A 23,424-nucleotide genomic window follows, 5' to 3' on the forward strand; every position below is an offset into this window, starting at 1 on the left:
TCCGTAGGGCCGTGTGCCCATTTCGCCGACACCCGGAGGTGCGCCGCCTTGGCCGCCACGCCGCCCCGTACCCCGTTCCTCGGTCTTCCCTCCTGGCCCGAACGACAGGCAGTGGCCCGGGCCCTGCGCACCGAGACGGTGGGCGGCCTCGTCCTGCTGGCCGCCGCGTTGGTCGCGCTGGTGTGGGCGAACACTCCGCTCAGCAGCGCGTACACCACCATCCGCGACTTCCACTTCGGGATACCCGCACTGGGACTGGACCTCTCGGTCGGCCACTGGACCTCCGACGGACTGTTGACCGTCTTCTTCCTGGTCGCCGGGATCGAGCTGAAGCGGGAACTGGTCGTCGGCTCGCTGCGCACCCCGGCGACGGCGGCGCTGCCCGTCATCGCCGCCGTGTGCGGCATGGCCGTACCCGCCGCCTTCTACGCCGTCACGGTCGCGGCCGGCGGCGGCAGCATGGACGGCTGGGCGGTGCCGATGGCCACCGACATCGCCTTCGCCCTGGCGGTCCTGGCGGTCATGTCCACCCACCTGCCGACCGCCCTGCGGGCCTTCCTGCTGACCCTCGCGGTCGTCGACGACCTGGGCGCGATCCTGATCATCGCCGTCTTCTTCACCTCGGACCTCAACTACTGGGCGCTGGCGGGTGCGTTCGCCGGGCTGGTCGTCTTCTACGTCCTGCAGCGGCAGCGGGTGCGGGGCTGGTGGTGGTACGTGCCGCTCGGGGTGGCGATCTGGGCGCTCCTCTACAACGGCGGCATCCACGCCACCGTCGCGGGAGTCGCCATGGGCCTGATCCTGCGCACGGTCCGCGACCGGGACGAAAAGGAATCACCCGCAGAACGCACGGGTCATCTGCTGCACCCGCTCTCCGCCGGCGTGTGCGTGCCGCTGTTCGCGCTGTTCGCCGCCGGGGTCAGTGTCTCCGGCGACGCACTGGGCAAGGTCTTCACCACCCCCGAACCCCTCGGCGTGATCGCCGGGCTGGTCGCGGGCAAGATCCTCGGCATCTTCGCCGGGACCTATCTCGCCGCCCGCTTCACCCGCGCGCGGCTGAACCCGGACCTGGCCTGGGCCGACGTTTTCGCCCTGGCGACCCTGGCCGGAATCGGCTTCACGGTCGCCCTGCTCATCGGCGAACTCGCCTTCCCCGGAACGGCTGTCGGCGAGCACGTCAAGGCCGCCGTCCTGATCGCCTCGCTCACCGCCGCCCTGCTGGCCGCACTGCTCCTGCGCCGCAGGAACGCTGTCTACCGGCGCCTGTACGAGGAGGAAAACCTCGACGAGGACGCCGACGGCATCCCCGACATCTACCAGCGCACCGAAGCGGGCGGCGCGTGACCTGGTCACCACCGCGCCGTCGCCTGCTCACCGCAGCGGCGGAACCACTGTTCCGCGAAGCCGCCTGCACCCCGCGCTGACCTCCGCCCGACCTGGGCTAACGTATGCCGTTCCGAACAAAGGAACGGAACACGGCATGGCGCACCAGGGGTGGGGACCACAGGGGGCGAACGGGCCGCAAGGACCGTTCGGACCGCAGGGGCCATACGGTCCCTACGGCTGGGGCGGCTGGCAGCCGCCACCGCCCAGACCGGGCGTGATACCGCTGGCACCGCTCGGGCTCGGGGCCGTCTACAGCGGTGCGTTCTCGACGATGGGGCGGTACGCGCGGCAGTTGTTCGGCGCGATGGGCGCGGGCCTCGCCCTGCTCCTCGCCGCGGCGGCCGGCGCGTTCGCGCTGGCCTACCTCAGCGTCGAGGACGACTGGCAGGTGCTGATCCACGCCGACGAACCGACCTGGGCCATGGTCAGCCCGATCGTGGTCTCCGTCGTGGTGGCGTACGTGGTGGTCATGCTGCTCACCCTGCTGGTGAACTCGTTCCTCTCCGCTGTCAGCCCGGTGGTCCTGGAACACGCCGTGCTGGGCCGGCGCACCACCTTCGGTGCGGTATGGCGCCGCGCCTGGGCCCGTACACCGTCGGTGCTCGGCGTCACGTTCCTCATGTATCTGCTGATCGCGATCCCGGTCGCCCTCTTCGTCCTGGTCTGGGTCAGCCTGATCGCCCTGCTGGTGGCGGCCGAGAGCCCCCTGATGGCGCCGGGGCTCGTGTTCTTGCTCGGGCTGCTGATCCTGCCCGTGGTGACGTGGCTGGTGGTGTCCTTCTCGTTCGCGCCCGCCGCCGCGGTCCTTGAGTCGGCCGGCCCGATCACCGCCCTGAAGCGCTCGTTCCGGCTGGTCCGCGGTGCCTGGTGGCGCACGTTCGGCATCCTGTTGCTCACCGGGGCCATGGTGGCCGTCGGTGGGTGGATCGTGCAGATCCCGCTGCTGTTCGCTGGTCCGCAGCCCTCGTACGACGCCTACGGCCCGTACGACGAACCGCCCGCCGACGCCGGCGAGTTCTTCACCGACGTGTACGGCGACGCGCTGCCCGGCCTGTGGACCTATCTGGTCCTCACCGTCGTCGTCACGCTGGTGGTGCAGCTGCTCGCCACCGCCTTCATACAACTGGTCAGCACTCTGCTCTACATCGACCAGCGCATCCGCCGCGAAGGCCTCGGCGAGAGCCTGGCCCGGGCGGCCGACCACCAGTAGACCGGCACACGGGGGTCCAGGAGCACAGGAGGCAGGAAGCAATCAGGCCTCTTGTCGAAGACGCCGGTGGAATCACGACTGGCACCGCAAGGAAGCGAAGGAAATTCCTTGAAACGCGGATGATTTGGGATCGTACGCGACTCAACTTTATTCCAGAACGCCACTTGAGGTAGATGGCAAAGAGCCAGTCGCGGTTGTCCGACTCCAGCACGATCCGCCTCAACTCCCCGTACGTCCACGGTGGGAGAAACACTGCCCCGTGGAGTGATCAATCCGCGTTCCGCGCGCGGCAGGGTGGGTGCGTCCCGTACGCATCGACCCAAGGACCCAACGCACGTGCGCAACAGTCGAATACCCCTCTTCCTGGCGGTCAGCGCCGTCACCACGCTGGTCCCCGCGCTGACCCCCGCCACGGCATCCGCCGCGGAGAATCCCCTGCGCCCCTACCTCCAGCAGAAACCGGCCTGGCACCGCTGCGACACGGCGCTGCCCGCCTCCCTTCAGTGCGCCACGATCAAGGTGCCGCTCGACTACGGCAGACCGGGCGGCAAGAAGCTCGACCTCGCGATATCCAGGATGAAGACGAGCACCAAGAAGGAACGGCGCGGTGTGCTTCTGCTCAACCCGGGTGGCCCGGGCGGGCCGGGCGTCGACATGCCGCAGTACCTGGCCGACGAGCTGCCGAAATCCGTGAAGAACAAGTACGACCTCGTCGGCTTCGACCCGCGGGGCATCGGGCTGAGTTCTCCTGTCGGCTGTGGCCTGACGTCCGGCGAGCGGAACTGGGAACGGCCGTACAAGGCCGAGACGTTCACCAAGGACGTGAAGTGGGCCCGGACCGTCGCCGAGAAATGCGACAAAAGGCAGGGCGACAAGCTGCGCCACATCACCACCCGCAACACCGCCCGGGACATGGACGTCATCCGCGCCGTGCTCGGCGAGAAGAAGATCTCCTACCTCGGATACTCCTACGGCACCTACCTCGGCGCCGTCTACATGCAGATGTTCCCCAAGCGCACCGACCGCTTCGTGCTGGACAGCGCCGTCGACCCGGCCCGGGTCTGGCGCGGGATGATCCAGGTCTGGGCGGAGGGTGCCGAGCCCGCCTTCACCCGGTGGGCCGAGTGGACCGCCGCGCGGCATGCCACCTACAAGCTGGGCCGGACTCCCGAGGCGGTCCGCAAGACCTTCTACGGCCTGGTCGCCCAGGCCGACCGCAAGCCGATCGACCTCGACGGCACGCTGCTGACCGGAGACGACATCCGTCTCGGCTTCCGGGGCATGTTCTTCGGCACGCGTGACGCCGCCGAAGCGGTCGCCGAGTTGAAGAAGGCTGCCGCCGGAGCTTCCCCGTCCGCCGACCGGGAGCTCAAAACGCCCGAGCCGGTTCCGCCGTCCTTCGGGCGGACCGTGCCCGAGGACAACGGTGACGCCGGCTTCTGGGCCGTCGTCTGCGCCGACACCCGCGCCTGGCCGCGCGATCCCGAGCAGTACCGCAAGGACGCGATCCGGGACAAGGCCAGGTACCCGCTGTACGGCGACTTCGCCTCGCACATCAAGCCGTGCGCCTTCTGGAAGAAGAACGGCAGCGAGCCCGCCACCAGGATCGGTAACAAGGTGCGCGCGCTGATCCTCCAGAACGAGTGGGACTCCCAGACGCCGCTGACCAGCGGCCAGGGCCTGCGCCGCGCCATGAAGGGCGCCAAGATGGTCACGGTCGCCGGAGGTGTCGGGCACGGCATCTACGGCACCAAGTCGTGCGCCGACAAGACGGCCACGGCCTACCTGACCAGCGGCAAGCTCCCCGGGAAGGACATGACCTGCAAGGCCGCTCCGGCCGCAGGTGAACGCAACGCCCCCAACCGGCTGCCGCTCCCGACACCTCCGGGCATTCCGGGGATGGTCAGCCGCTTCTGATCGCCAGGGGCCCCTGGGAGCCCATCCAGGCCCTTGGGCGGTCCAAGTGCCCAGGGGCTTGGGTGTCGGCTGTTGCTTGGCATGAACACGTAGCAACGTCAGCAGGTGGTACCCGAACCTAAATCCGGAGTTCACTGCGACAGCATGACAACTCGTATAAGTTGGCGAGCCGTTGTGCCCTTTGCGTGCTGACGTTCGACCGGGTGCAGCGGAGCCGTTCAGTCCGTCGAAGAACATGAGTTCAGCAAGAGCGACAGAAGGGGAGGGCGTGACCGCCCACGGGGAACTTGCTCGGGTGATGTTAACGAGCCGGCAGATAGCAGACCGTGTCCAGCAACTGGGCGCCGAGATCACCCGGGACTACCGAAGCCGGGACCTTGTGATCATCGGCGTGCTCAAGGGGGCGGCCGCCTTCACGGTCGACCTGGCTCGGGCCGTTGATCTGCCGGTCGTCATGGACTGGGCCGCGGTGTCCACATACGGACGAGGCAGCACGGCGGGGACGCCCCAGCTGCTCAAGGACATCGGTGAGGAGCTGACCGGACGCGATGTCCTGGTCGTCGAGGACATCCTCGACACCGGTACCACGCTCTCGTGGCTCATGGCGCGTCTGCGGGAGCAGGCCCCCGCTTCGGTGAACTGCTGTGTGCTGCTGCGCAAGCCACACGCCGTCGCGAAGCCGGTGGAGCCGCGGTATGTCGGATTCGACATCACCGAGCACTGGGTCGCCGGCTACGGAATCGACTATGCCGAGCGGCACCGCAACCTTCGGGACATCTACGAGGTGCGTCTGCCCTCAGCCGCGCTGACGGCGTCTTCCTGAAGGACCTCGAAGGACTCCGCAAAAAGACACTGCCCCGCACCCAACCTGCCCGGCAGTGACCACTCATGCCTGCTTGGAGACTCATGAGCACCTTCGACCTTGTCATCATCGGCGCCGGCCCTGCCGGACTGGCCGCCGCTCAGCGGCTTGCCGGATCGCCCTACAGCGTCGCGCTCGTCGACGGCGGAAAACCCGTCGCCGAGCGAGACCGGCACGCCGCGGTCGACATGACGCGTGGGCACGGTGGGGCCGGGCTGTTCTCGGACGGAAAGTTCTCGTTCTTTCCTTCGGCCAGCGAGCTATGGACACTGCCCCGTTCCACCGATCTGCGGGTCGCATACGACTGGACCTGCGACCTGCTTGGCTCCTACGGCCTGGACACCCCGCCCTTCCCGTCCGATCCCACGGCGTACACGGTGGGCAGTGGTGAGTGGATCCTCAAGGAGTATCCGTCGGACTACCTCTCGTTGGAGGCACGTCTGCGTCTCACCGCCGATATGGTCGCCGCGGCAGAGGCCACGGTGCTGAACGAGACCGAGGTGGTGAAGGCCGCGTACGAGCCCGCTGCGGATGTGTTCCGGCTGACGCTGTGCGATGCCAAGGGGCAGGAATCGCAGCTACTCGCCCGTCGTCTCCTCCTGGCCAGCGGCAGGTTCGGTCCTTTCGCCCTGCGCAACCTCACAACGGAGCGGTCGTTCCGCCGCTTGGAGGTCGGGTTCCGTATCGAGCAGCCGGCCCACAAGGCATTCTTCAAGGACATGAAGCAACTCGACCCGAAGCTGCGTTTCCGCGAGCAGGACGGCAGCGTGGAGTGGCGTACGTTCTGCGCCTGCCGTGACGGGGAGGCGGCGCTGACCGAGACACAAGGACTGTGGACCGTCTCCGGCCGCTCGGACTGCCCTCCGACGGGACGCTCCAACGTGGGCTTCAACACCCGCATCCTGGACGAGACGGTGGCGGCACGGACCATGCCGCCCGTGCTCGACGCCATGGCGAAGGAGGAGTCCTACTTCACCGTGTCCCTGAACGCGGTCATGGACAAGCCGGAGACCGTCGCCGCATTCGACGTCTACGGGCCGGAGCTGAGCGAGATCATGGTGCGTGGCCTGTCCCGGCTCGCGGCCGCGTACCCGGTACTCCGGGACGACGACACCCAGCTGGTCGGCCCCACCCTGGAAGGCGTCGGCTGGTATCCGAAGGTGAACGGCGACCTGAGGCTCCTCGACACCCCCGCTTGGGTGGCCGGCGACGCCTGCGGCCTGTTCCGCGGGATCGTCGCTGCCATGATCAGTGGGCATTACGCGGCCGGCTCCGCGCTGCTGGAACTGGAAGCGCTGCGATGACGGGCAGGCCGGACAAGCGCAGTGAACCGGTCGTCGGTGTCGGGGCTGTAGTGGTGAGGCCCGACGGTGCCGTACTGATCGGCCACCGGATCAAGCGGGGAGAGGCTCCATGCTGGTGCCTTCCTGGTGGGCACGTGGAGGCCGGCGAGTCGTTCGAGGCCGCCGCTGAACGGGAGATCGCCGAGGAGAGCGGCATCCAGGAGGTGAGTCGGGCACGGGTGTTCGCCGTCGTGCTGCGCACCGGCACGGACCGCACGCACGTGACCGCTGGTGTGGTGGCGCTGGCGGACGCGGCTGCGGTGGCGACTGCCCTGGAGCCCGAGGTCTTCGACCGCTGGATGTGGGCCCGGCCCGAGGAACTTCCCGTGCCGCTGTTCCCCGCGAGCGCTGCGCTGCTCGCCGCCTGGCAGGGCGAGCCGGTGCCCGACGGCTGGACGGTGTACCCGACGGCCGACGCCGTGACGCTCTCGAGGGAAGGACGGTGAGTCGCCTCCACGTCTTCGACATGGACGGCACCCTGCTGCGGGGCACCACCGCCAGCCTGGAGATCGCGCGCCGACTCGGCTGCCTGCCCGACCTGCTCCGCCTGGAGGCGGACTTCGCGGCGGGGGCGGTCGACACCCGCGGTTTCGCGGCGGAGATCTGCCGGCTGTGGCACGGGCTGACCCCTGAGCTGGCGGCGGACGTCTTCGCACGGGCGCCCTGGATCGACGGGCTGGCGCACGTGCTCGCCGACATACGCCGCCGCGGTGAGCGGTCGATCGTCGTGACCATGTCCCCGGACTTCTTCGCGAACCGGCTGCGCGCGTACGGGATCGACGAGGTGGTCGCCTCCCGCTTCCCCCCGCTGCCGCTGCGCACCGCTCCCGACCCCGCGGGGATTCTCACGCCCGCGGACAAGGTCACGGCCGTCGAGCGGGTCCGAACGGCACTGGGGCTCACCCGGGACGCGTGCATCGCCTACGGAGACTCCGGCTCGGACATCCCCCTGTTCCAGGAGCTGAACCACACGGTGGCCGTGAACGCGGATCACGCTCTTCGCGCGCTCGCCCGCTACCAGTACGACGGCAGCGATCTACGGGTGGCCTACCGGATGGCCATGGCTCAGTCGTCCGGGCGCGGCGGACCGCACTCCCCTCACTCCAAGGAAACTCAGTGACCACCAGTTCACAGACGGCGACAGGCGGCTTCCGGTTCGACGCCCGGGCCTGGGCCAAACTGCTCGTGCTGTGCGCGGCCATCCTCTTCGAAGGCATGAGCCTGTCGAGCATCAATGTGCAGCTGGCCGGTATCCAGCACACCCTCGACCTGCCGCCCGACCAGCTCCAACTGGTCGCGAGCTCGTTCCTCACCCTGTACGCGGCACTGCTTCTCGCCGGTGGCAAGTGCGCTGATCAGTGGGGCCACCGGCGGATGTTTCTGGTCGGCGTGGGAATCTTCGGCGCGGGATCGCTCGGCGCGGCACTGTCCCAAGAGGCGATCCTGCTCATCACGGCCCGGGCCGTCCAGGGTGTCGGCTCCGCGATCACCGCGCCCGCAGCCGTCGCTCTGATCATCCGTGGCTTCCCTGAAGGGGCCCCGCGCAACCGGGCGCTCGGAGTCTTCAGCGCGATGGGCGCCGCGGGCTTCTCCCTCGGTGTCGTCGTGGGAGGGGTGCTGACCGAAGGGGTCGGCTGGCGGGCAGCCTTCCTCGTCTACGTCCCTATGAGCCTGGTGGTCCTGGCCACGGGCGCCCGCGTCCTCGACCGCGGGACCGGCACACAGCCACCGCAGAACCGGATGCCCTGGCTGCCTGCCCTGCTCATCACCAGCGGTTTGATCGCCGTCGTGTACGCCGTCGGCCGGGTCGGTACCGGCTCCCTCACCGTGATCGCGCTGATCGCAGCGGTGGGCACGGCGGCCGTCGTCGCGTTCCTCGTCATCCAGGCCAAGGCCCCGGCGCCGCTGCTGCCGCTCTCCCTCGTCACCAACCGACGTATGGCAGCGGCATGCCTGGCACTCGGAGGAGCCTTCGCGGCGATCACAGGCGCCATGTTCCTCGTGGCAACGGACCTGCAGGAGCACCAGGGGTACTCAGCATTGGCCGCCGGACTGGCCTTCTTGCCGCAGGGACTCGCGGTGGGGCTCCTGTCCACGCCGGCCGCCCGCATGGCCAACCGCAGGCCCGCACCTCGTCTGCTGCTGGCCGGACTCGCCGTTATCACCGTCGGACAACTGCTTTACACCACCGTTGAGCAAGGCGGCTACGTCACGCACCTGCTGCCCGCGGCCCTTCTGGTCGGCACGGGCATCGCCATCGCCTATCCGGCCTCGGTCATGCTGGCCAGTGAGGCTGCGTCCCTCGACGACCAGGGCACCGCGTCGGGCTTCCTGGTCACCTGCCAACAGGCAGGCGGAGCACTCGGAGTCGCGGCGGTGACCGGCATCCAGAGCATGGCCCCCGGCACCTTCTGGACCGGCTCGTACAGCTTGTGGGGGTGCTTCGCCTTCGCCGCCGTTTCGCTGCTCGGCTGCGTCCTGCTCCTGCTCCCGGAGAAAGTCCGTAAGAGCGGTGCGACAGCCGAGATGCAGCACACCGGGCAACCTGCAGAACGAACCCAATAGCTCTCAGGCCTGGTCGGTCCGGGCGTCCCCCAGCGACCGGCCGGGGGCGAAGCGTTCGCGTACGGCGGGGTCGTCGAGGAGGCGGGCCGGGTAGCCGGGGCCGGTGCGGGCCGCCGTGTCCTGGTGGCGCAGCGGCTCGCCGCAGGAGGAGCAGACGACCCGGGCCTCGGTGTCGTGGCCGCAGGGCGTGTGGTGCAGGACGACCGGGGCGCCCTCGTCGCCGGCCAGCCAGCGGTCGCCCCAGGCGTTGATCGCGGCGAGGACGCCGAAGAAGTCACGGCCCTTGTCCGTCAGCAGGTACGCGTGGCGGACCGGGTCGCTCTGGTAGGCCTGCCGCCGCAGCAGACCCTCGGCCTCCAGGCGCCGCAGCCGGTCGGTGAGGGTGTTGCGGGCGATGCCGAGCGAGCCGATGAAGCCGTCGAAGCGGGATTCGCCGTAGAAGACCTCGCGCAGCACCAGCAGGCTCCAGGCGTCGCCCAGGATGTCGGCGGTGCGGGCGATGGAGCAGGGCCAGGTGTCGAACGAGGTCCGTTTCACGGCTGCCAGGTTATAGGTTTCATCATGAGATGGACCCGCCCTCGGGACGTACCTGTACGTGCCTGTACGTCCCTGTAGCTGTCATTCCCGTACGCCCGCCAGTTCCGCCGGGCGGCGGCGCAGGGCGAGGGTGGCCGGGACGAGAGCGGAGGTCACGGCGAGGAGGGCGCAGAGGGCCGTCGTCGTGCCGAGGGCCTGCCAGGGGAGCTCGATCGCGGCGGGCGCCGACAGCAGGGCGAGGGCGCCCGCCATGCCGGCCAGGTTGACGGCGGCGACCAGGAGGCCGAGGAGGGCGCCGGCCGCCACGACCGTCAGGGCCTCGGCGCCGGTCAGCCGCAGGACCTGCCACCGGGTGGCGCCGGCCAGCCGCAGCACGGCCAGGTCGCGGGCCCGGTCCGACGTCGCCATGACCATGGTGTTGGCCACGGAGATGCCCGTGTAGAGGAGGGCGATGCCGAGGACCAGCAGGAGGCCGAGGCGGGTGGTGCGGTTCGTCTCGGGGTGGGTGGCCCGGAGCCATTCCGCCCGGGTGAGGACCTGCCCGTTCCCGGCGCCGAGTGCCTGGCGCAGGGCGGTGGCGACGGATTTCGGGTCGGCGCCGGCGGTCAGGGCCACGTCGATCCGGTCGACCGCGGCGCCCGGGGCGTTGCGCGGGGTGACGTAGACGCCGTGGTCGCCGGTGCCGGTGGGCATCACCGCGGCGATCCGCAGGGTGCGCGGTGTTCCGTCGCCGAGCCAGACCCGGACGCGGTCGCCCACCCGGTGCCGCTGCCACTCCTCGTTGACGATGATCGAGTCGTCGTCGAGGTCGCTCACCGAACCAGCGGTCAGGGGCGGGCGGGCGGTGGCCGCGAGAGGGCCGGGGGTGGCGGCTCGGGCCTCGGAGCGGACGAGGGCCACGCCGTCCTCCAGGACGTGGACGGACGTGGAGGACGTCGGTGACATCTCGGTGCCCGGGACGGCGCGCAGTCTGCGCAGGGCGGCGTCGTCGAAGCCGGTGCCGGCCGTCGGGGTCAGGACGAAGGCGGCGGTGGTGCGCTCGCTCGTCTCGGTGGCCTGCGCCCGGTTCAGGGTCGCGGTGGCGCCGAGGAGTGAACCCGCGAGGGCGACGGTGACCAGGACGGGGGCCGCCAGGGCGGCGGTGCGGCGCATCCCGGCGCCGGTGTTCTCGCGGACCAGCAGGGCGCAGGGGCCCGGCAGCCACGCCAGCAGCCGGGTCAGGGGGCGCAGCAGGAGCGGGGAGAGCAGGGCGGCCGCGGTGATCAGCAGCATGGGACGGCTGATGTAGGTCTTGCGGTGCAGCAGGTCGGACGGGTCGTCGGCCAGGGCCAGACCGAGGGTCACCGCGGCCGTCAGCAGCAGGGCCGTGCCGGACAGCAGGCGGCCCCGGGTGAGGGTCCGGGTCTCCGCGGCGGCCTCGCGCAGCGCCTCGGTGGGGCCGGTGCGGCCGGCCCGCCAGGAGGCAGCGGTCGCCCCGCACAGCGCGACGAGCAGGCCGGTCCAGAAGGCCGCGTGGTACGGCCAGGTGTGGTCGCCGATGGTGAACCAGGCCGGGGCGAGATCGTTGCCGACGACCCAGGCCGCGAGGCGGGGGGCCGCGTGGGAGCCGAGCGCGCAGCCGGCTGCAGAGGCGAGGGTGCCGACGGCGAGGGCCTCGGTGAGGACGGTCCGGCGGATCTGGCCCGGGGTGGCCCCGGCGGTGCGCAGCAGGGCGAACTCCCGGCGTCGCTGGGCGACCGCGAAGGCGAAGGTCGACGCCACGACGAAGACCGACACGAAGGCGGTGACGCCGCCGGCGGTGCCGAACAGGGAGTTCATCGCGGTGAGCGCCTCGCCGTCCCGGCCGGGGTCGGCGTCGGCGAGGCGGCGCGCGGTCCCGGTGAGGACCTGGGCGCGGTCGCCCACCGCCTGCCGCACGGCCGCCGGATCGGCCTGGACAGCCAGCTGGGTGACTGAGGGCGCGAGTTGGGCCGCACGGGCGTCGGTGAAGAACACGGCGTTCTCGAAGCCCCGTGAGGTGAGTGTGCCGACGACGCGGACGGGGCCCCGGTCGGTGTGGAGGCGCAGGCCGGGGCGTGCCCAGTCGCCGGTGACGGCGACCTCGCCGGCGGTGCGGGGGGCCCGTCCGGCGGCGAGGTCGTAGGGGGCGAACGCGGCGGTGGACCAGGGGTGGCCGACCAGGTCAGAGGGAGCGGCCGGGGCGTGGACGGCGAAGGACCTGTCCGCCACGACCCGGCCCAGTTTCCGCAACGCCGCGACGGTCGCGGCGGGGACCGGGCGCGGGTGGGCGAGCCGGGACTCGCGGTCGCCGGTCGGGGTCGGTACGCGCAGCGTCTCCTGGCTCTTGACGACCACCGGCGCCGCAGCGAAGCGTTCGGGGGCGCGCTGCGGGGCGGTGGCCGACGAGGCCAGGGCCAGGCCTGTCACGGTCAGCAGCGCCACGCCCAGCGACAGGGCGACGAAGCTGCCGGTGAAGGTGGCCCAGCGGGTGTGCAGGGTGCGCAGGGCGACGCTCAGCACGGCACGGCCTCCAGACGGGTCATGCGCGCGGCGACGGTGTCGGCGCTCGGAGCGGTCAACTCCCCGTGGACGCGCCCGTCGACGAGGAAGACCACGCGGTCGGCGTACGCGGCGGCCACCGGGTCGTGCGTGACCATGACGACCGTCTGGCCCTCGCGGTCGACCATGCCGCGCAGCAGCCCGAGCACCTCGCGGCCGGTCCGCGTGTCCAGGGCGCCCGTCGGTTCGTCGGCGAACAGCACGTCGGGGCGGGTGATCAACGCCCGGGCCAGGGCGACGCGTTGCTGCTGCCCGCCGGAGAGCCGGGACGGTCTGTGCCGGGCTCGTTCGGCGAGGCCCACCTGCTGGAGCGCCTGGCGCACCCGGGCCTCGGGGACGCGCCGGCCGGCCAGCCGCAGGGGCAGGGCGACGTTCTGCTCGGCGGTCAGTGAGGGCAGCAGGTTGAACGCCTGGAAGACGAACCCGACGCGCTCGCGGCGCAGCAGGGTCAGCCGGCGTTCGCTCAGCCCGGTCAGTTCGGTGCCGGCGAGGGTGACCGAGCCGGAGGTGGGCCGGTCCAGGCCGGCGGCGCACTGGAGCAGGGTCGACTTGCCGGAGCCGGAGGGGCCCATGACGGCGGTGAAGGTCCCGGCGGGTAACGCCAGGGAGATGCCGGCGAGTGCGGTCAGGGGTCCGTATGCCCTGGTGACGGAGTCCAGCCGGATGGCGTCGTGTGTCATGGGTTCCCCTGCTCGGTGTCGGTTGACCGGTGGCCTCAACAGAACCGCGCGGAGGGGCCTCGGCGCAGTGCGGCAGGGCCTAGACCTGGGGTAGGGCCAGGCATACCCCCGGGCCTCCGTCTGGGCCCATGGCCGGGGCCGTGACGGGCTTCTACGGTGATCCCCATGCAGCCTCGGAACGTGTGGCAGGCCATGGGCCGCCCCGACTACCTGATGTCCGCGTGGCCGTGGCGCTCGGCCGCGTACCTGCTCACCGGTGCGGTGACCGGCGTCGTCGTGCTCGTGGGAATCGTGGCCTCCGCGGTGGTCGGGGGTGTCTTCGCGCTCGTTCTCGTGGGGCTGCCGCTGCTTCTGTGCGCGGCCCTGGCGGGCATCCCGGTCGCCTCGGTGGAGCGGCACAGGCTGCGGCTGGTCGATCCGGACCCGGCGCCCGGGCAGCACGGGACGCCCGGCGAGCCGGGCCTGCGGGCGTGGCTGACGACCCGGTTGCGGGAGCGGGCCACCTGGCGCGAGCTCGGTCATGCCGTGCTGTTCGCGGGGCTGTTGTGGCCGGTCGACGTCCTCGCGCTGTGCGTCGCCCTGCTCTGCCCGCTGGCCGTGGCGCTCACGCCGCTGCTGATGGCCACCGTCGGCGACGGGCAGGAGGCGAAGGTCCTCAAGATGTGGACCGTGACGAGTTGGCCGGCCGCCTTCGGGTTCGCCGCTGCCGGACTGGTCCTGCTCGCCCTGGGCGCCTACCTGCTGGGCGTCGCGGCCGGTGCGCGGGCCGGGCTGGCGCGGCTGCTGATCGCCCCGCGCGAGGCCGACCTGGGGGCCCGGGTGGTCGAACTGGCCCGTTCCCGGGTGCGGTTGGTGGACGCCTTCGAGACGGAACGGCGGCGGATCGAGCGGGATCTGCACGACGGGGCGCAGCAGCGGCTCGTCGCCCTGACGATGACGCTCGGCCTGGCCCGGCTGGACGCCCCGCCCGGACCGCTGGCCGACCAGCTCGCCAAGGCCCATGAGCAGGCGGGCACGGCCCTCGCGGAACTGCGCGAACTCATCCACGGCATCCATCCCAAGGTCCTGGCCGACTACGGCCTCGAAGCCGCCGTCACCGACGCCGCCGACCGCTCGGCCGTGCCCGTGGACGTCGACCTGGAGCTGCCCGGGCGGCTCTCCCAGGCCGTCGAGGCCGCCGCGTACTTCGTGGTGTGCGAGGCGCTCGCCAACGTGGGCAGGCACAGCGGGGCGAGCCGGGCGGAGGTCAGCGGGGGACACCGTGACGGCCGGCTGGTTCTGCGGGTCCGTGACGACGGGCGCGGTGGGGCGCGGCCCGGGGAGGGCAGCGGGCTGACCGGACTCGCCGACCGGGTGTCGGTGCTCGATGGCAGACTCTCCCTGTCCAGTCCGCCCGGCGGGCCGACCCTGCTGCGTGTGGAGATCCCCTGTGACCCTGCGAGTTGAGCGACCGCTGCGGGTGGTCCTGGCCGAGGACAGCGTGCTGCTGCGGGACGGACTCGTCGGGCTGCTCGACCGCTGCGGACACGAGATCGTCGCGGCCGTGGGGGACGCCGAGGCACTGATCGCGGCCGTCGGGGAGCACGACCCCGACGTGGTGGTGACGGACGTGCGGATGCCGCCCGGCTTCCAGGACGAGGGACTGCACGCGGCCGTACGGCTGCGCGTGGAGCGGCCCGCGCTGCCCGTCCTGGTCCTCAGCCAGTACGTGCAGCGCCGCTACGCCGCCGAGCTGCTGGACTCCGGTGACGGCACGGGCGTGGGCTATCTGCTCAAGGACCGCGTCGGCCAGGTCGAGGAGTTCGTCGAGGCGCTCGGCGAGGTGGCCGACGGCGGCACGGTCGTCGACCCCGAGGTCGTACGGCAGCTGCTGCGCCGCCGCCGCGACCCGCTGGAGCGGCTCACCCCGCGTGAGCGGGAGGTGCTGGCGCTGATCGCGCAGGGCAGGTCCAACAGCGCGATCGCGCGCGAACTGGTCGTCTCCGAGGCGGCCGTCGGCAAGCACATCTCCGGCATCCTCACCAAGCTGGACCTGCCACCGGCGGACGAGACGCATCGCCGGGTGCTGGCCGTGCTGGCGTATTTGCGGTCGTAGGTACGGCTGCGGGCCGCGAGGTGCTCGGCGTCGATGTCACCGCCGGGTGGGTCCGCGGTCCGGCGGAGCGGCGTGGCCGGCCAAGGCCCCCGGCCCGTCGGCGCGTTGTGGAAAAACCAGCGAGTTGGTTTCATTGCGTCGCCATCAGAGCCCTCCAGGGGAGCCAGGGGTGACCAAACAGGACCGGGCCGTCCGGACCCGTCTCGCGCTGATCCGCTCGGCGGCCGAGCAGTTCGAGGCACGGGGATACGTCCGGGCCAGCCTCGCGGAGATCAGCGCGGGAGCCGGCGTCAGCTCCGGGGCGCTGCACTTCCACTTCGAGAACAAGGCCGCCGTGGCCGAAGCCGTCGAGCACGCGGCCGCCCGCGGGCTGCGCCGGATCGCGGCCCGGGCCCGCGACGGCGACGGGTGCGCCCTCCAGCGCCTCGTGGACGTCACACACCAGGTCGCACGGCTGCTGTGCGCCGACGTCGTCGTGCGGGCGGGGCTGCGGCTCAACGCCGAGGCGGTCGCCGGGCGGGTGCGTGACCTGCGGCGGGAGTGGCGGGAGTGCGTGCACGCGCTGCTGGCCGAGGCCGAGCGCAGGGGCGAACTCGCCGCCGGGATGCCGCCGCACCGCTCCTGCGCCGTCGTCCTCGCCGCCACGACGGGCATCGAGGTGCTGGCCCGGGAGGACTCCGGCTGGCTCGCCCGCCCCTCGCTGACCGACCTGTGGCACCTGCTCCTGCCCTGTGTGGCCGCACCGCACCTGGCCGGTGTGCTGGACCCGGCCGGGACCGAGCCGGACTCCGGCAGGGCAGCGGATGAGACCGGTGGGGCGTGGGAGGAGCCGGGCCGGGCGGGGCTCGCGCTGCGGTAGCGGGGCGTCGCGGCCGGGCGCCTGGTCGGCGCCCGGCCGGGCTTCCCCCGGCCGACAGTGGGTGAAGTGGTGGCCAAAACAAACCGGTTGCCAAGTTTTTTCGTCACGTGGATCGCACGATGGTTCCCCAGCCTCTGGACCGAGGAGCGATGAGTCATGGCACAGCAGGCCTGCCCCTTCCTGGCGATCGACCCGTCCGGCCAGGACCTGTACGGCGAGATATCCCGGATCCGGGCCCGGGGACCGGCCGTGGAGGTGGAACTCCCCGGCGGCGTACGGGCGTGGTGGATCAACGGCCTGGAGCTGAACAAGCGGCTCCTGGCCGGCCCCGAGACGAGCAAGGACGCCTTCCAGCACTGGCCGGCCTGGATCAACGGGGACATCTCCCGCACCTGGCCGCTCGCGATCTGGGTGTCGGTGCGCAACATGGTCACGGCCTACGGCAGCGACCACAGCCGGCTGCGCAAACCCATGGCCGCCGCCTTCACCAAGCGCCGCGTCGACGCGCTGCTGCCGCGCGTCCAGGAGATCGTCGACCGGGCGCTGGACGGCCTGGAGCGGATCCCCGAGGGCGAAGTCGTCGACCTGCGGGCGGCGTTCGCGGCGCCGATACCGCACGAGGTGGTGTGCGAACTCTTCGGCGTACCGCCGGGTGAGGACGGTCCGCGGGCGTCGCTCTACCGCATCATCAACCGCTTCTTCGACACGGCGATCACCCTGGAGGACGCCCAGGCCAACGGAGTCGAGCTGTACGGCACGCTGACCGCGTTCCTCCGGCACAAGCGCGAGCACCCGGCCGACGACCTGACGACGGCCCTCATGGCCGCGCACGACGACGGCAGCCTCAGCGAACAGGAGTTGATGGACAACCTGATCCTGCTGCTCACCGCGGGCTTCGAGACGACCGTCAACCTCATCGACAACACGGTGCACAGCCTGCTCGCCCACCCCGACCAGCTCGCACTCGTCCGCTCGGGGCAGGCGACCTGGGAGGACGCCATCGAGGAGTCGCTGCGTTTCGAGGCGCCCGGCGCCATGTCGGGGCTGCGCTACGCCGTCGAGGACATCGAGATCGAGCCGGGGCTGACGATTCCGAAGGGCGATCCGGTCGTGGTCTCGTTCGCCGGTGCCGGACACGACCCCGAGCGGCACGGCCCGGACGCCGATCGATTCGACGTCACCCGGTCCACCAGCCGCGACCACGTCTCCTTCGGCCACGGCGTGCACCACTGCCTGGGCCGGCCCCTGGCCATGGCCGAGGCGACGGTGGCCCTGACGTCCCTGTTCGACCGGTTCCCGCGGCTGGCCCTGGCCGATCCGTCCCGGCCTCCGCGGCGGCTGCGGTCCATCATCTCCACGGGGCACCAGGAACTGCCCGTGCTGCTGCACGGCCGGTCCGGGAGCGCCGCACCGGACCCGGGCCCGCGCCCCGAGGAGGCGGAGGCGATCAGGAAGCTTTCCGGCCTTGGAGAAACGAGCGGTACCAGGGTGCCGCGCGCGTGAATCCGGCCGCGAACCCCTCGCCGGGCGAGCAGTCGAGGTCCTTCCAGAAGGCGTCGTCCACGAACCAGTGGTCGACCGTGAGCATGCCGAGGTGATGGAGGGCGAGCGGCTTCCCGGCGGCCCGGTCCAGGGCGGTGGCGACGTCCACCGCCGCACCGCCGCCGGGCTCGTCCAGCACGGTCCGCACGGCCCCGACCAGGTCCGGGACGCTCACCGGCTCGGGATGGTTGACGTGGTGCACACCACCGTCGTGCGCCGGGGACAGGGCCGCGGCCACCGCCGCACGCCCCAGGGTGTCGACGTCGACCATCGACAGGAGCGCCTCGCAGCCGGTGAGGGCCGTCGCCGACAACTCGCCCAGCAGCCACGCCACTCCGGGGACGACCCACTGGTCGCCCTCGCCGTACACGAGGTGCGGGCGCAGCACCAGGCCGCCCGCGTCGAGGACGTGCCGTTCGGCGGCGGCCCGGGTGCGGCTGGTGGCCGACGCGGGCGCGATCGGCACCTCCCCGGGGCGGACACCGCGGAAGGGGCCCCGGCCGTACACGGCGGCCGTGCTCACGTACACGATCCGGCGCACCCCGGCGCGCACGGCCTCCTCGACCAGGGCGCGCGTGCCCAGGTCGTTGACGGCCTCGACGGACGCGGCGTCGCCGCCGATCCGCGCGGCGCAGTGCACCAGGACGTCGGCGCCGGCGCAGACGCCGCGCAGGGAGAGCGGGTCGCCGAGGTCGCCCCGGACGAACTCGCCGGGGCCGGCTCCCGGTGGCGTACGGCGTGACAAGTGCCGTACGCGGACGCCGGGTTGCTGGTGCGCGACGGCGGCGACCCTGCTGCCGACGAAGCCGCTCGCGCCCGTGATGAGAAGGTCGACCGTCACGACAGGGACCGTACCCGGACCGGCTGTGCGCAGGTCAGCGTGGCGGTGAAGACGGACTCGCCGTCCTGCCGCCCCGAGACCCGTACGGTCGTCTCCCCCGGACCCCGCGGATCCCCCGGATCTCCCGGATCTCCCGGATCCCCCGGGTCCCGCGGGTTCTCGTCGAGCACTTCCGTCTCGATCCAGCACGGGGTGTGCAGTTCGGCGTACCGGGAGAAGGCCGCCGTCATCGAGCGGGGCAGGAAGGGCCGCCGGCCGGACGCGGCGGTCGCCGCCTGGCGGGCCGCCTCGAACAGGACCATGCCGGGCACGTGGTCGTTGGGCCGCGGGAAGAGCACCGGGTGGCCGGTGTCCACGCGCAGCTGCCAGACGCCGGGGCGGTCGGCGGGGGCGAGGACGACGTCCTCGGCGCGGGAGCGGCCGGCGAGCGCCGGAGATATGCCCGGCAGCAGCGGCACCGGGGTGCCCAGTTCGGCCAACTGCTTCGCCCGCAGACGGCGGTAGGCGAGCGGTGAGGTGCAGCCGGTGCTGCCGGTGCCGCGGGCGACGAAGCGTCCCGCGCGGCGGAACTCCATCGTGGTCCGCATGCTGCTCAGACCGCGACCGCGACGGCGTATCTCGGAGCAGACGACGTCGACGTCGACCGGTTCGGCCGCGTCCGCCAGCAGGAGCGCGGACGGGTCGGTGTCCACCGTCAGGTCCCACATGACGAAGTGGGTGTCGGCGGGGGCGCCGAACTCGGCGTGCGCGAGCACCATCGAGGCCTGCCGCAACGTTTCGCCCACGACCATCGGGTCCTGGTGGCGGTCGTCCACAGGGCCGAAGAAGACATGGTCGGCCGGCCAGTGAGCGGTGAAACGGAAGCGGGTTTCGGAGATTCGGTGCCACCGGGCGGGGAAGACGTCTGCTTCGGTGGTGCGGTGGGCGAGTTCCTTGGTGACCGCGACGGTCTCGGGGACTCCAGGGGCGTCGGGGGGTTCTGTGCGGTCGGTGACTGCGGCATGTGGCGCGTTCTCGACGGCCGCGGTGGTTCTGTTTGCCGGACGGCCCTCCTGTCCGGTCTGATCGTCCACGGGTGCGCTTAAAGGTTCTGACTGCGGCATGAGAACCCCCAGGATCGGCTGCCTGGCTGAGATCGGCGATTGACTAAGATACGGACGAGCCGGTTTTTTTCAAAGGGTGGGCCACACCGCCGGGACTGGCTCTCGCGCCCCCGCTGCACAGCGATTTCACTGGAATCGACGGAGATCTGGAGGCACCCGATGGCGCGACAGGAGCGCGCGATCCGCACCCGGCGGACCATCCTCGAAGCGGCCGCGGCCGTCTTCGACGAACGCGGCTACACCTCGGCCACCATCGGGGAGATCCTGGACCGGGCGGGCGTCACCAAGGGCGCGCTGTACTTCCACTTCGGTTCCAAGGAGGAGCTCGCGCTGGGGGTGTTCGAGGAGCAGCTCGCGATCGCGCTCCCGCCGCAGTCCAGCAAGCTCCAGGAACTCGTCGACTCCGGTCTGGTGCTGGCCCGCCGCCTGCGGTCCGAACCGCTGGTTCGCGCCAGTGTGGGGCTCGCCCTCGACCAAGGGGCGATGGACCTCGACCGCACTCCGGCCTTCCGGATGTGGATCGACCAGAACGTACAGATGCTGGCCGAGGCGAAGGCGCAGGGCGAACTGCTGCCGCATGTCGACGTGGCGGAGACGGCGGAGCTGCTGGTTGGCAGCTTCTCGGGGGTGCAGCTGCTGTCGCAGCTGCGCTGCCAGCGGCAGGATCTGGAGCGCCGCATCGTCGTGATGTTCGAACACTTCCTGCCGAGTATCGCCGTCCCCGCGGTCCTGGCCCGGCTCGACATCTCGACGGAGCGGGCCGAGCGGGTGCTGGCACAGGGGCGGGTGGAGGTGCCCGTGCAGGGGCGCGTACAGGTGCAGATGCAGGAGCAGGCTGTGCCGACGCAGGTCTCGACGGGGGCCTAGCGCGCGTCGCGGGCAGGCGGGACTTTGCGGCTACGCCCTGGGGGCCGGTCTGCTCCGCACGGGTTGTTCACAGCTGTGGAGTTGTCCACAGGGTCTGACGCGTTTCGGCCGTCGGCTGTACGGTCGCACGAGTTGATGTTCGTGCGCGTGCGGGGGAGGCGGTCGGTGTGACCAGGGACGGTTCCGGAGCCGAAGGCGGAGCGGCGCAGGGGGCGGCCCGTCGGCTGCCGCGGGTGCGCGGTTTCGCCGAGTGGCCCGTCGAGGGCTCGCCCAAGGACGAGGGCAAGGCCCTGCGCCGGGGGATCCCGCGCAGCGCGCACGCCACGCTCGATCCGGACCCGTCCCGGCCCGACGCGGTGAGCGCGGTCGAGGAGTCGAACCGAGGCCGGCTCCCCGAGCTGACGCCGATCCGGGTCGGCCGCATGGCCGCCACCCCGTTCGCGTTCCTGCGCGGCGCAGCGGGCCTCATGGCGCACGACCTGGCGCGCACCCCCATGACCCGGATCCGGGCCCAGATCTGCGGCGACGCCCACGCGGCCAACTTCGGCCTGTACGGCGACGCGCGCGGCGGCCTGGTCATCGATCTGAACGACTTCGACGAGACGGTGCCCGGCCCCTGGGAGTGGGACGTGAAGCGCCTCGCGGCGTCCCTGGTGCTCGCGGGCCGGGAGGCCGGAGCGGACGAGGACAGGTGCCGCAAGGCGGCCTGTGACGCGGTGGGCGCCTACCGCCGCACCATGCGCCTGCTGGCCAGGCTCCCGGTGCTGGACGCGTGGAACGCCATCGCGGACGAGGAACTCGTCTCCCACACGGACGCCCATGGCCTGATCGGCACGCTGGAGCGGGTCTCCGAGAAGGCCCGCCACAACACCAGCGGCCGCTTCGCGGCCAAGTCGACGGAGGCCACCCAGGACGGCGGGCGCCGCTTCGTCGACGCCCCGCCGGTGCTGCGGCGCGTCCCGGACCAGGAGGCCGCGGCGGTCGCGGCGTCCCTGGAGGAGTACGTCGGCACCCTGCCGGAGGACCGCCTGCCGCTCCTCGCCCGGCACGCGGTGCACGACGTGGCGTTCCGCGTCGTCGGCACCGGCAGTGTCGGCGCCCGGTCCTACGTGGTGCTGCTCCTGGACCACCGGGGCGAGCCGCTGGTGCTCCAGGTGAAGGAGGCGCGGGCGTCGGCGCTGGTGCCGCATCTGGTGACAGCCGGTTTCGACGCGCCGGCGGCAGGCCACGAGGGCCGGCGGGTCGTGTTGGGGCAGAAGCGGATGCAGGTCGTCAGCGACATCCTGCTGGGCTGGACGACGGTCGACGGGCGCCCCTTCCAGGTCCGCCAGTTCCGCAACCGCAAGGGCAGCGTCGATCCGGCCGCCCTGGCCGCCGACCAGATAGACGACTACGGCCGGATGACCGGCGCCCTCCTGGCCCGCGCCCACGCCCACAGCGCCGACCCCCGCCTCATCGCCGGCTACTGCGGCAAGAGCGAGGAGCTGGACGAGGCGATCGCCGCGTTCGCCGTCGCCTATGCGGACCGTACGGAGGCGGACCACGCCGACCTGGTGGCGGCGGTGCGGGCGGGGAAGGTCGCCGCGGAGATGGGGGTGTGACCCGTGAGGAGCCTCGGGCGGGTGACGGTCCGCAGCGCGGGAGCGGTCGGGCCGTGGCCTACGCTGGTCGGGTGACGACCCCGGAAGCTGAGCAGGGTGGTGGCGGCGCCGGTGAGCAACGGGTGACGCCCGAAGGTGATGCCGCGCGTGCCGAGGGCGGCGAGCCTCGCCCCGAGGACGGCGCGGCGCAAAGCGAAGGCGAGGCGGCGCGGCCCGAAGCGCGGCTGGAGCGTGCCGTGCGGGCCGCCGAGCAGGCGCTGATCGAGTACGAGATCGCGGTGGAGACCTTCCGCGTCGAGATCGAGAACTTCTCCCGGCTGCACGAACAGAAGCTCGGCCCGCTGTACGCCCGGCTGGAGGAACTGGACGCCCGGATCCTCGAGGCCAGAGCCGCCCGCAGCGGCGACGCGGAGGACCGGCGCCGGGCGGAGGAGGCCCGGGCCCGGCTCGCGCCCATCCCCGGCGTCGAGGAGCTGCTGAACGGCTGGATGGACGACAGCGGCCTCTTCCCGGAGGCCGTGGCGATGCTCACGGACCAGGCGGTCCGGCCCCCGCAGCGGGTCCGCCCCAGCGAGGAGGCCCGCAAGCTCTACCGCGAGCTGGCCCGCAAGGCCCACCCGGACCTGGCGCAGGAGGAGAAGGAACGCGAGCGGCGCGAGGAGTTCATCACCCGGGTGAACGCCGCCTACGCCCGGGGCGACGAGGCGGAGCTGCGCGAGCTCGCCGAGGAGTGGGCCAAGGGGCCCGAGCTGAAGCGGGGCCCGAGCCGTGCCGAGGAGCTCTACGCCCGCCTCGAATGGCTCGCCCAGCGCAAGGAGCTGCTCGCCCTGCTCGCCAAGGAGCTGGAGGAGAGCGCCATAGGCCACATGCTCCAGTTGGCCCCGGACGACCCGGACGGCCTCCTGGACGAGATCGGGCAGCAGCTGCGCACCCAGGTCACCGAGCGGGAGCGGGAGCTGGCGACGCTGCTCGCCGAGGGCTGAGCCGCGCTCCGGCCGGGCCGCACCGCCGTCGGGCCGCACCGTGGTCGGGCCGCACCGCGGTCGGGCCGGGCGCCGGTTCGGGTAGCGTCGGAGGCATGAGTTTTGGAGCTGGTGTGCCCACGGTCGAGGTCGCGGACCTCAAGGACGGCGACTTCCTGCTGGACGTCCGGGAGGACGACGAGTGGAAGGCCGGTCACGCCGAAGGGGCGCTGCACATCCCCATCAGCGAGTTCGTCGCCCGCTACGGCGAGCTGACCGAGGCCGCCCCGCAGGACGGCCGGGTCCATGTCATCTGCCGCTCCGGCGGGCGTTCCGCCCAGGTCACGATGTACCTGGCCCAGCAGGGCGTCGACGCCGTGAACGTCGACGGCGGCATGCAGGTGTGGGAGGCGGCGGGCCGTCCCGTCGTGACGGACGACGGGCAGCCCGGGTTCGTCCTCTAGGCCCCGCCCAGCCGTCTGAGGGAACCCTGCG

21 protein-coding genes are annotated in these 23,424 nt (G+C 71.9%); 16 read left to right on the top strand and 5 right to left on the bottom strand.

What is annotated here, in order from left to right; genetic code table 11:
• The first annotated feature begins 48 nt into the window (after positions 1-48).
• The 8 genes from nhaA (at position 49) to ACZ3I3_RS00405 (ending at position 9,283) form a co-directional block, all read left to right on the top strand.
• Complete coding sequence (gene nhaA / locus ACZ3I3_RS00370; RefSeq protein ID WP_467361321.1) at positions 49-1,344, top strand: Na+/H+ antiporter NhaA; 1,296 nt, start codon at positions 49-51, stop codon at positions 1,342-1,344.
• Positions 1,345-1,600: 256 nt separating this feature from the next.
• The gene (locus ACZ3I3_RS00375; protein WP_467361322.1) at positions 1,601-2,596 is read left to right on the top strand and encodes a DUF7847 domain-containing protein; all 996 of its coding nucleotides are present in this window, start codon (positions 1,601-1,603) and stop codon (positions 2,594-2,596) included.
• 336 nt (positions 2,597-2,932) lie between these two features.
• On the top strand, positions 2,933-4,513 hold the full coding sequence (locus ACZ3I3_RS00380) for an alpha/beta hydrolase (protein ID WP_467361323.1): 1,581 nt from the start codon (positions 2,933-2,935) through the stop codon (positions 4,511-4,513).
• A gap of 298 nt (positions 4,514-4,811) precedes the next feature.
• Complete coding sequence (gene hpt / locus ACZ3I3_RS00385; RefSeq protein WP_467361324.1) at positions 4,812-5,336, top strand: hypoxanthine phosphoribosyltransferase; 525 nt, start codon at positions 4,812-4,814, stop codon at positions 5,334-5,336.
• Between the two features lie 83 nt (positions 5,337-5,419).
• Positions 5,420-6,679 carry an FAD-dependent oxidoreductase gene (locus ACZ3I3_RS00390; RefSeq protein WP_467361325.1) on the top strand — a complete coding sequence of 420 codons (1,260 nt, stop codon included), beginning with the start codon at positions 5,420-5,422 and terminating at the stop codon, positions 6,677-6,679.
• Complete coding sequence (locus ACZ3I3_RS00395; protein ID WP_467361327.1) at positions 6,676-7,164, top strand: NUDIX domain-containing protein; 489 nt, start codon at positions 6,676-6,678, stop codon at positions 7,162-7,164. The genes ACZ3I3_RS00390 and ACZ3I3_RS00395 overlap by 4 nt, the downstream gene beginning before the upstream one ends.
• Positions 7,161-7,838 (top strand): HAD family hydrolase, encoded by a 678-nt coding sequence (locus ACZ3I3_RS00400; protein WP_467361328.1) that lies wholly within the window; start codon positions 7,161-7,163, stop codon positions 7,836-7,838. Before ACZ3I3_RS00395 ends, ACZ3I3_RS00400 begins: the two co-directional genes overlap by 4 nt.
• Positions 7,835-9,283 carry an MFS transporter gene (locus ACZ3I3_RS00405; protein ID WP_467361330.1) on the top strand — a complete coding sequence of 483 codons (1,449 nt, stop codon included), beginning with the start codon at positions 7,835-7,837 and terminating at the stop codon, positions 9,281-9,283. The genes ACZ3I3_RS00400 and ACZ3I3_RS00405 overlap by 4 nt, the downstream gene beginning before the upstream one ends.
• 3 nt (positions 9,284-9,286) lie before the next feature.
• Here the strand turns inward: ACZ3I3_RS00405 and ACZ3I3_RS00410 are convergent, their stop codons facing one another.
• From ACZ3I3_RS00410 to ACZ3I3_RS00420, 3 genes are all read right to left on the bottom strand, one after another.
• Positions 9,287-9,820: a winged helix-turn-helix transcriptional regulator gene (locus ACZ3I3_RS00410; protein WP_467361332.1), complete on the bottom strand. Its 534-nt coding sequence runs from the start codon at positions 9,818-9,820 to the stop codon at positions 9,287-9,289.
• A gap of 81 nt (positions 9,821-9,901) precedes the next feature.
• Positions 9,902-12,340, bottom strand: a complete 2,439-nt coding sequence (locus ACZ3I3_RS00415; RefSeq protein ID WP_467361334.1) for an ABC transporter permease — start codon at positions 12,338-12,340, stop codon at positions 9,902-9,904.
• Positions 12,334-13,059, bottom strand: a complete 726-nt coding sequence (locus ACZ3I3_RS00420) for an ABC transporter ATP-binding protein (protein ID WP_467361336.1) — start codon at positions 13,057-13,059, stop codon at positions 12,334-12,336. Before ACZ3I3_RS00420 ends, ACZ3I3_RS00415 begins: the two co-directional genes overlap by 7 nt.
• A gap of 165 nt (positions 13,060-13,224) precedes the next feature.
• On the opposite strand from ACZ3I3_RS00420, the gene ACZ3I3_RS00425 reads away from it, so the two are divergent.
• From ACZ3I3_RS00425 to ACZ3I3_RS00440, 4 genes are all read left to right on the top strand, one after another.
• On the top strand, positions 13,225-14,505 hold the full coding sequence (locus ACZ3I3_RS00425; RefSeq protein WP_467361338.1) for a sensor histidine kinase: 1,281 nt from the start codon (positions 13,225-13,227) through the stop codon (positions 14,503-14,505).
• Positions 14,495-15,154, top strand: coding sequence for a response regulator (locus tag ACZ3I3_RS00430; RefSeq protein WP_467361958.1), 660 nt, complete (start codon positions 14,495-14,497; stop codon positions 15,152-15,154). Before ACZ3I3_RS00425 ends, ACZ3I3_RS00430 begins: the two co-directional genes overlap by 11 nt.
• Positions 15,155-15,323: 169 nt before the next feature.
• Complete coding sequence (locus ACZ3I3_RS00435; RefSeq protein WP_467361339.1) at positions 15,324-16,013, top strand: ScbR family autoregulator-binding transcription factor; 690 nt, start codon at positions 15,324-15,326, stop codon at positions 16,011-16,013.
• A 156-nt stretch (positions 16,014-16,169) separates the two neighbouring features.
• A complete protein-coding gene (locus ACZ3I3_RS00440) occupies positions 16,170-17,516 on the top strand; it encodes a cytochrome P450 family protein (protein WP_467361341.1) in 1,347 nt (448 codons plus the stop codon).
• On the opposite strand, the gene ACZ3I3_RS00445 is transcribed toward ACZ3I3_RS00440, so the two are convergent.
• Both ACZ3I3_RS00445 and ACZ3I3_RS00450 read right to left on the bottom strand, forming a co-directional pair.
• On the bottom strand, positions 17,461-18,396 hold the full coding sequence (locus ACZ3I3_RS00445) for an NAD-dependent epimerase/dehydratase family protein (RefSeq protein WP_467361343.1): 936 nt from the start codon (positions 18,394-18,396) through the stop codon (positions 17,461-17,463). The two genes, ACZ3I3_RS00440 and ACZ3I3_RS00445, sit on opposite strands and share 56 nt — an antisense overlap.
• Positions 18,393-19,469: a ScbA/BarX family gamma-butyrolactone biosynthesis protein gene (locus tag ACZ3I3_RS00450; protein WP_467361345.1), complete on the bottom strand. Its 1,077-nt coding sequence runs from the start codon at positions 19,467-19,469 to the stop codon at positions 18,393-18,395. Before ACZ3I3_RS00450 ends, ACZ3I3_RS00445 begins: the two co-directional genes overlap by 4 nt.
• 189 nt (positions 19,470-19,658) lie before the next feature.
• Between ACZ3I3_RS00450 and ACZ3I3_RS00455 the strand changes: the two genes are divergently transcribed.
• From ACZ3I3_RS00455 to ACZ3I3_RS00470, 4 genes are all read left to right on the top strand, one after another.
• On the top strand, positions 19,659-20,366 hold the full coding sequence (locus tag ACZ3I3_RS00455) for a ScbR family autoregulator-binding transcription factor (RefSeq protein WP_467361346.1): 708 nt from the start codon (positions 19,659-19,661) through the stop codon (positions 20,364-20,366).
• A 167-nt stretch (positions 20,367-20,533) separates the two neighbouring features.
• Positions 20,534-21,967, top strand: a complete 1,434-nt coding sequence (locus ACZ3I3_RS00460) for a DUF2252 domain-containing protein (RefSeq protein WP_467361347.1) — start codon at positions 20,534-20,536, stop codon at positions 21,965-21,967.
• A 71-nt stretch (positions 21,968-22,038) separates the two neighbouring features.
• A complete protein-coding gene (locus ACZ3I3_RS00465; protein WP_467361348.1) occupies positions 22,039-22,950 on the top strand; it encodes a hypothetical protein in 912 nt (303 codons plus the stop codon).
• A 113-nt stretch (positions 22,951-23,063) separates the two neighbouring features.
• Positions 23,064-23,393 carry a rhodanese-like domain-containing protein gene (locus ACZ3I3_RS00470; protein WP_356927289.1) on the top strand — a complete coding sequence of 110 codons (330 nt, stop codon included), beginning with the start codon at positions 23,064-23,066 and terminating at the stop codon, positions 23,391-23,393.
• Positions 23,394-23,424 lie beyond the last annotated feature (31 nt).

It is taken from the genome of Streptomyces sp. NPDC016851 (assembly GCF_055562795.1).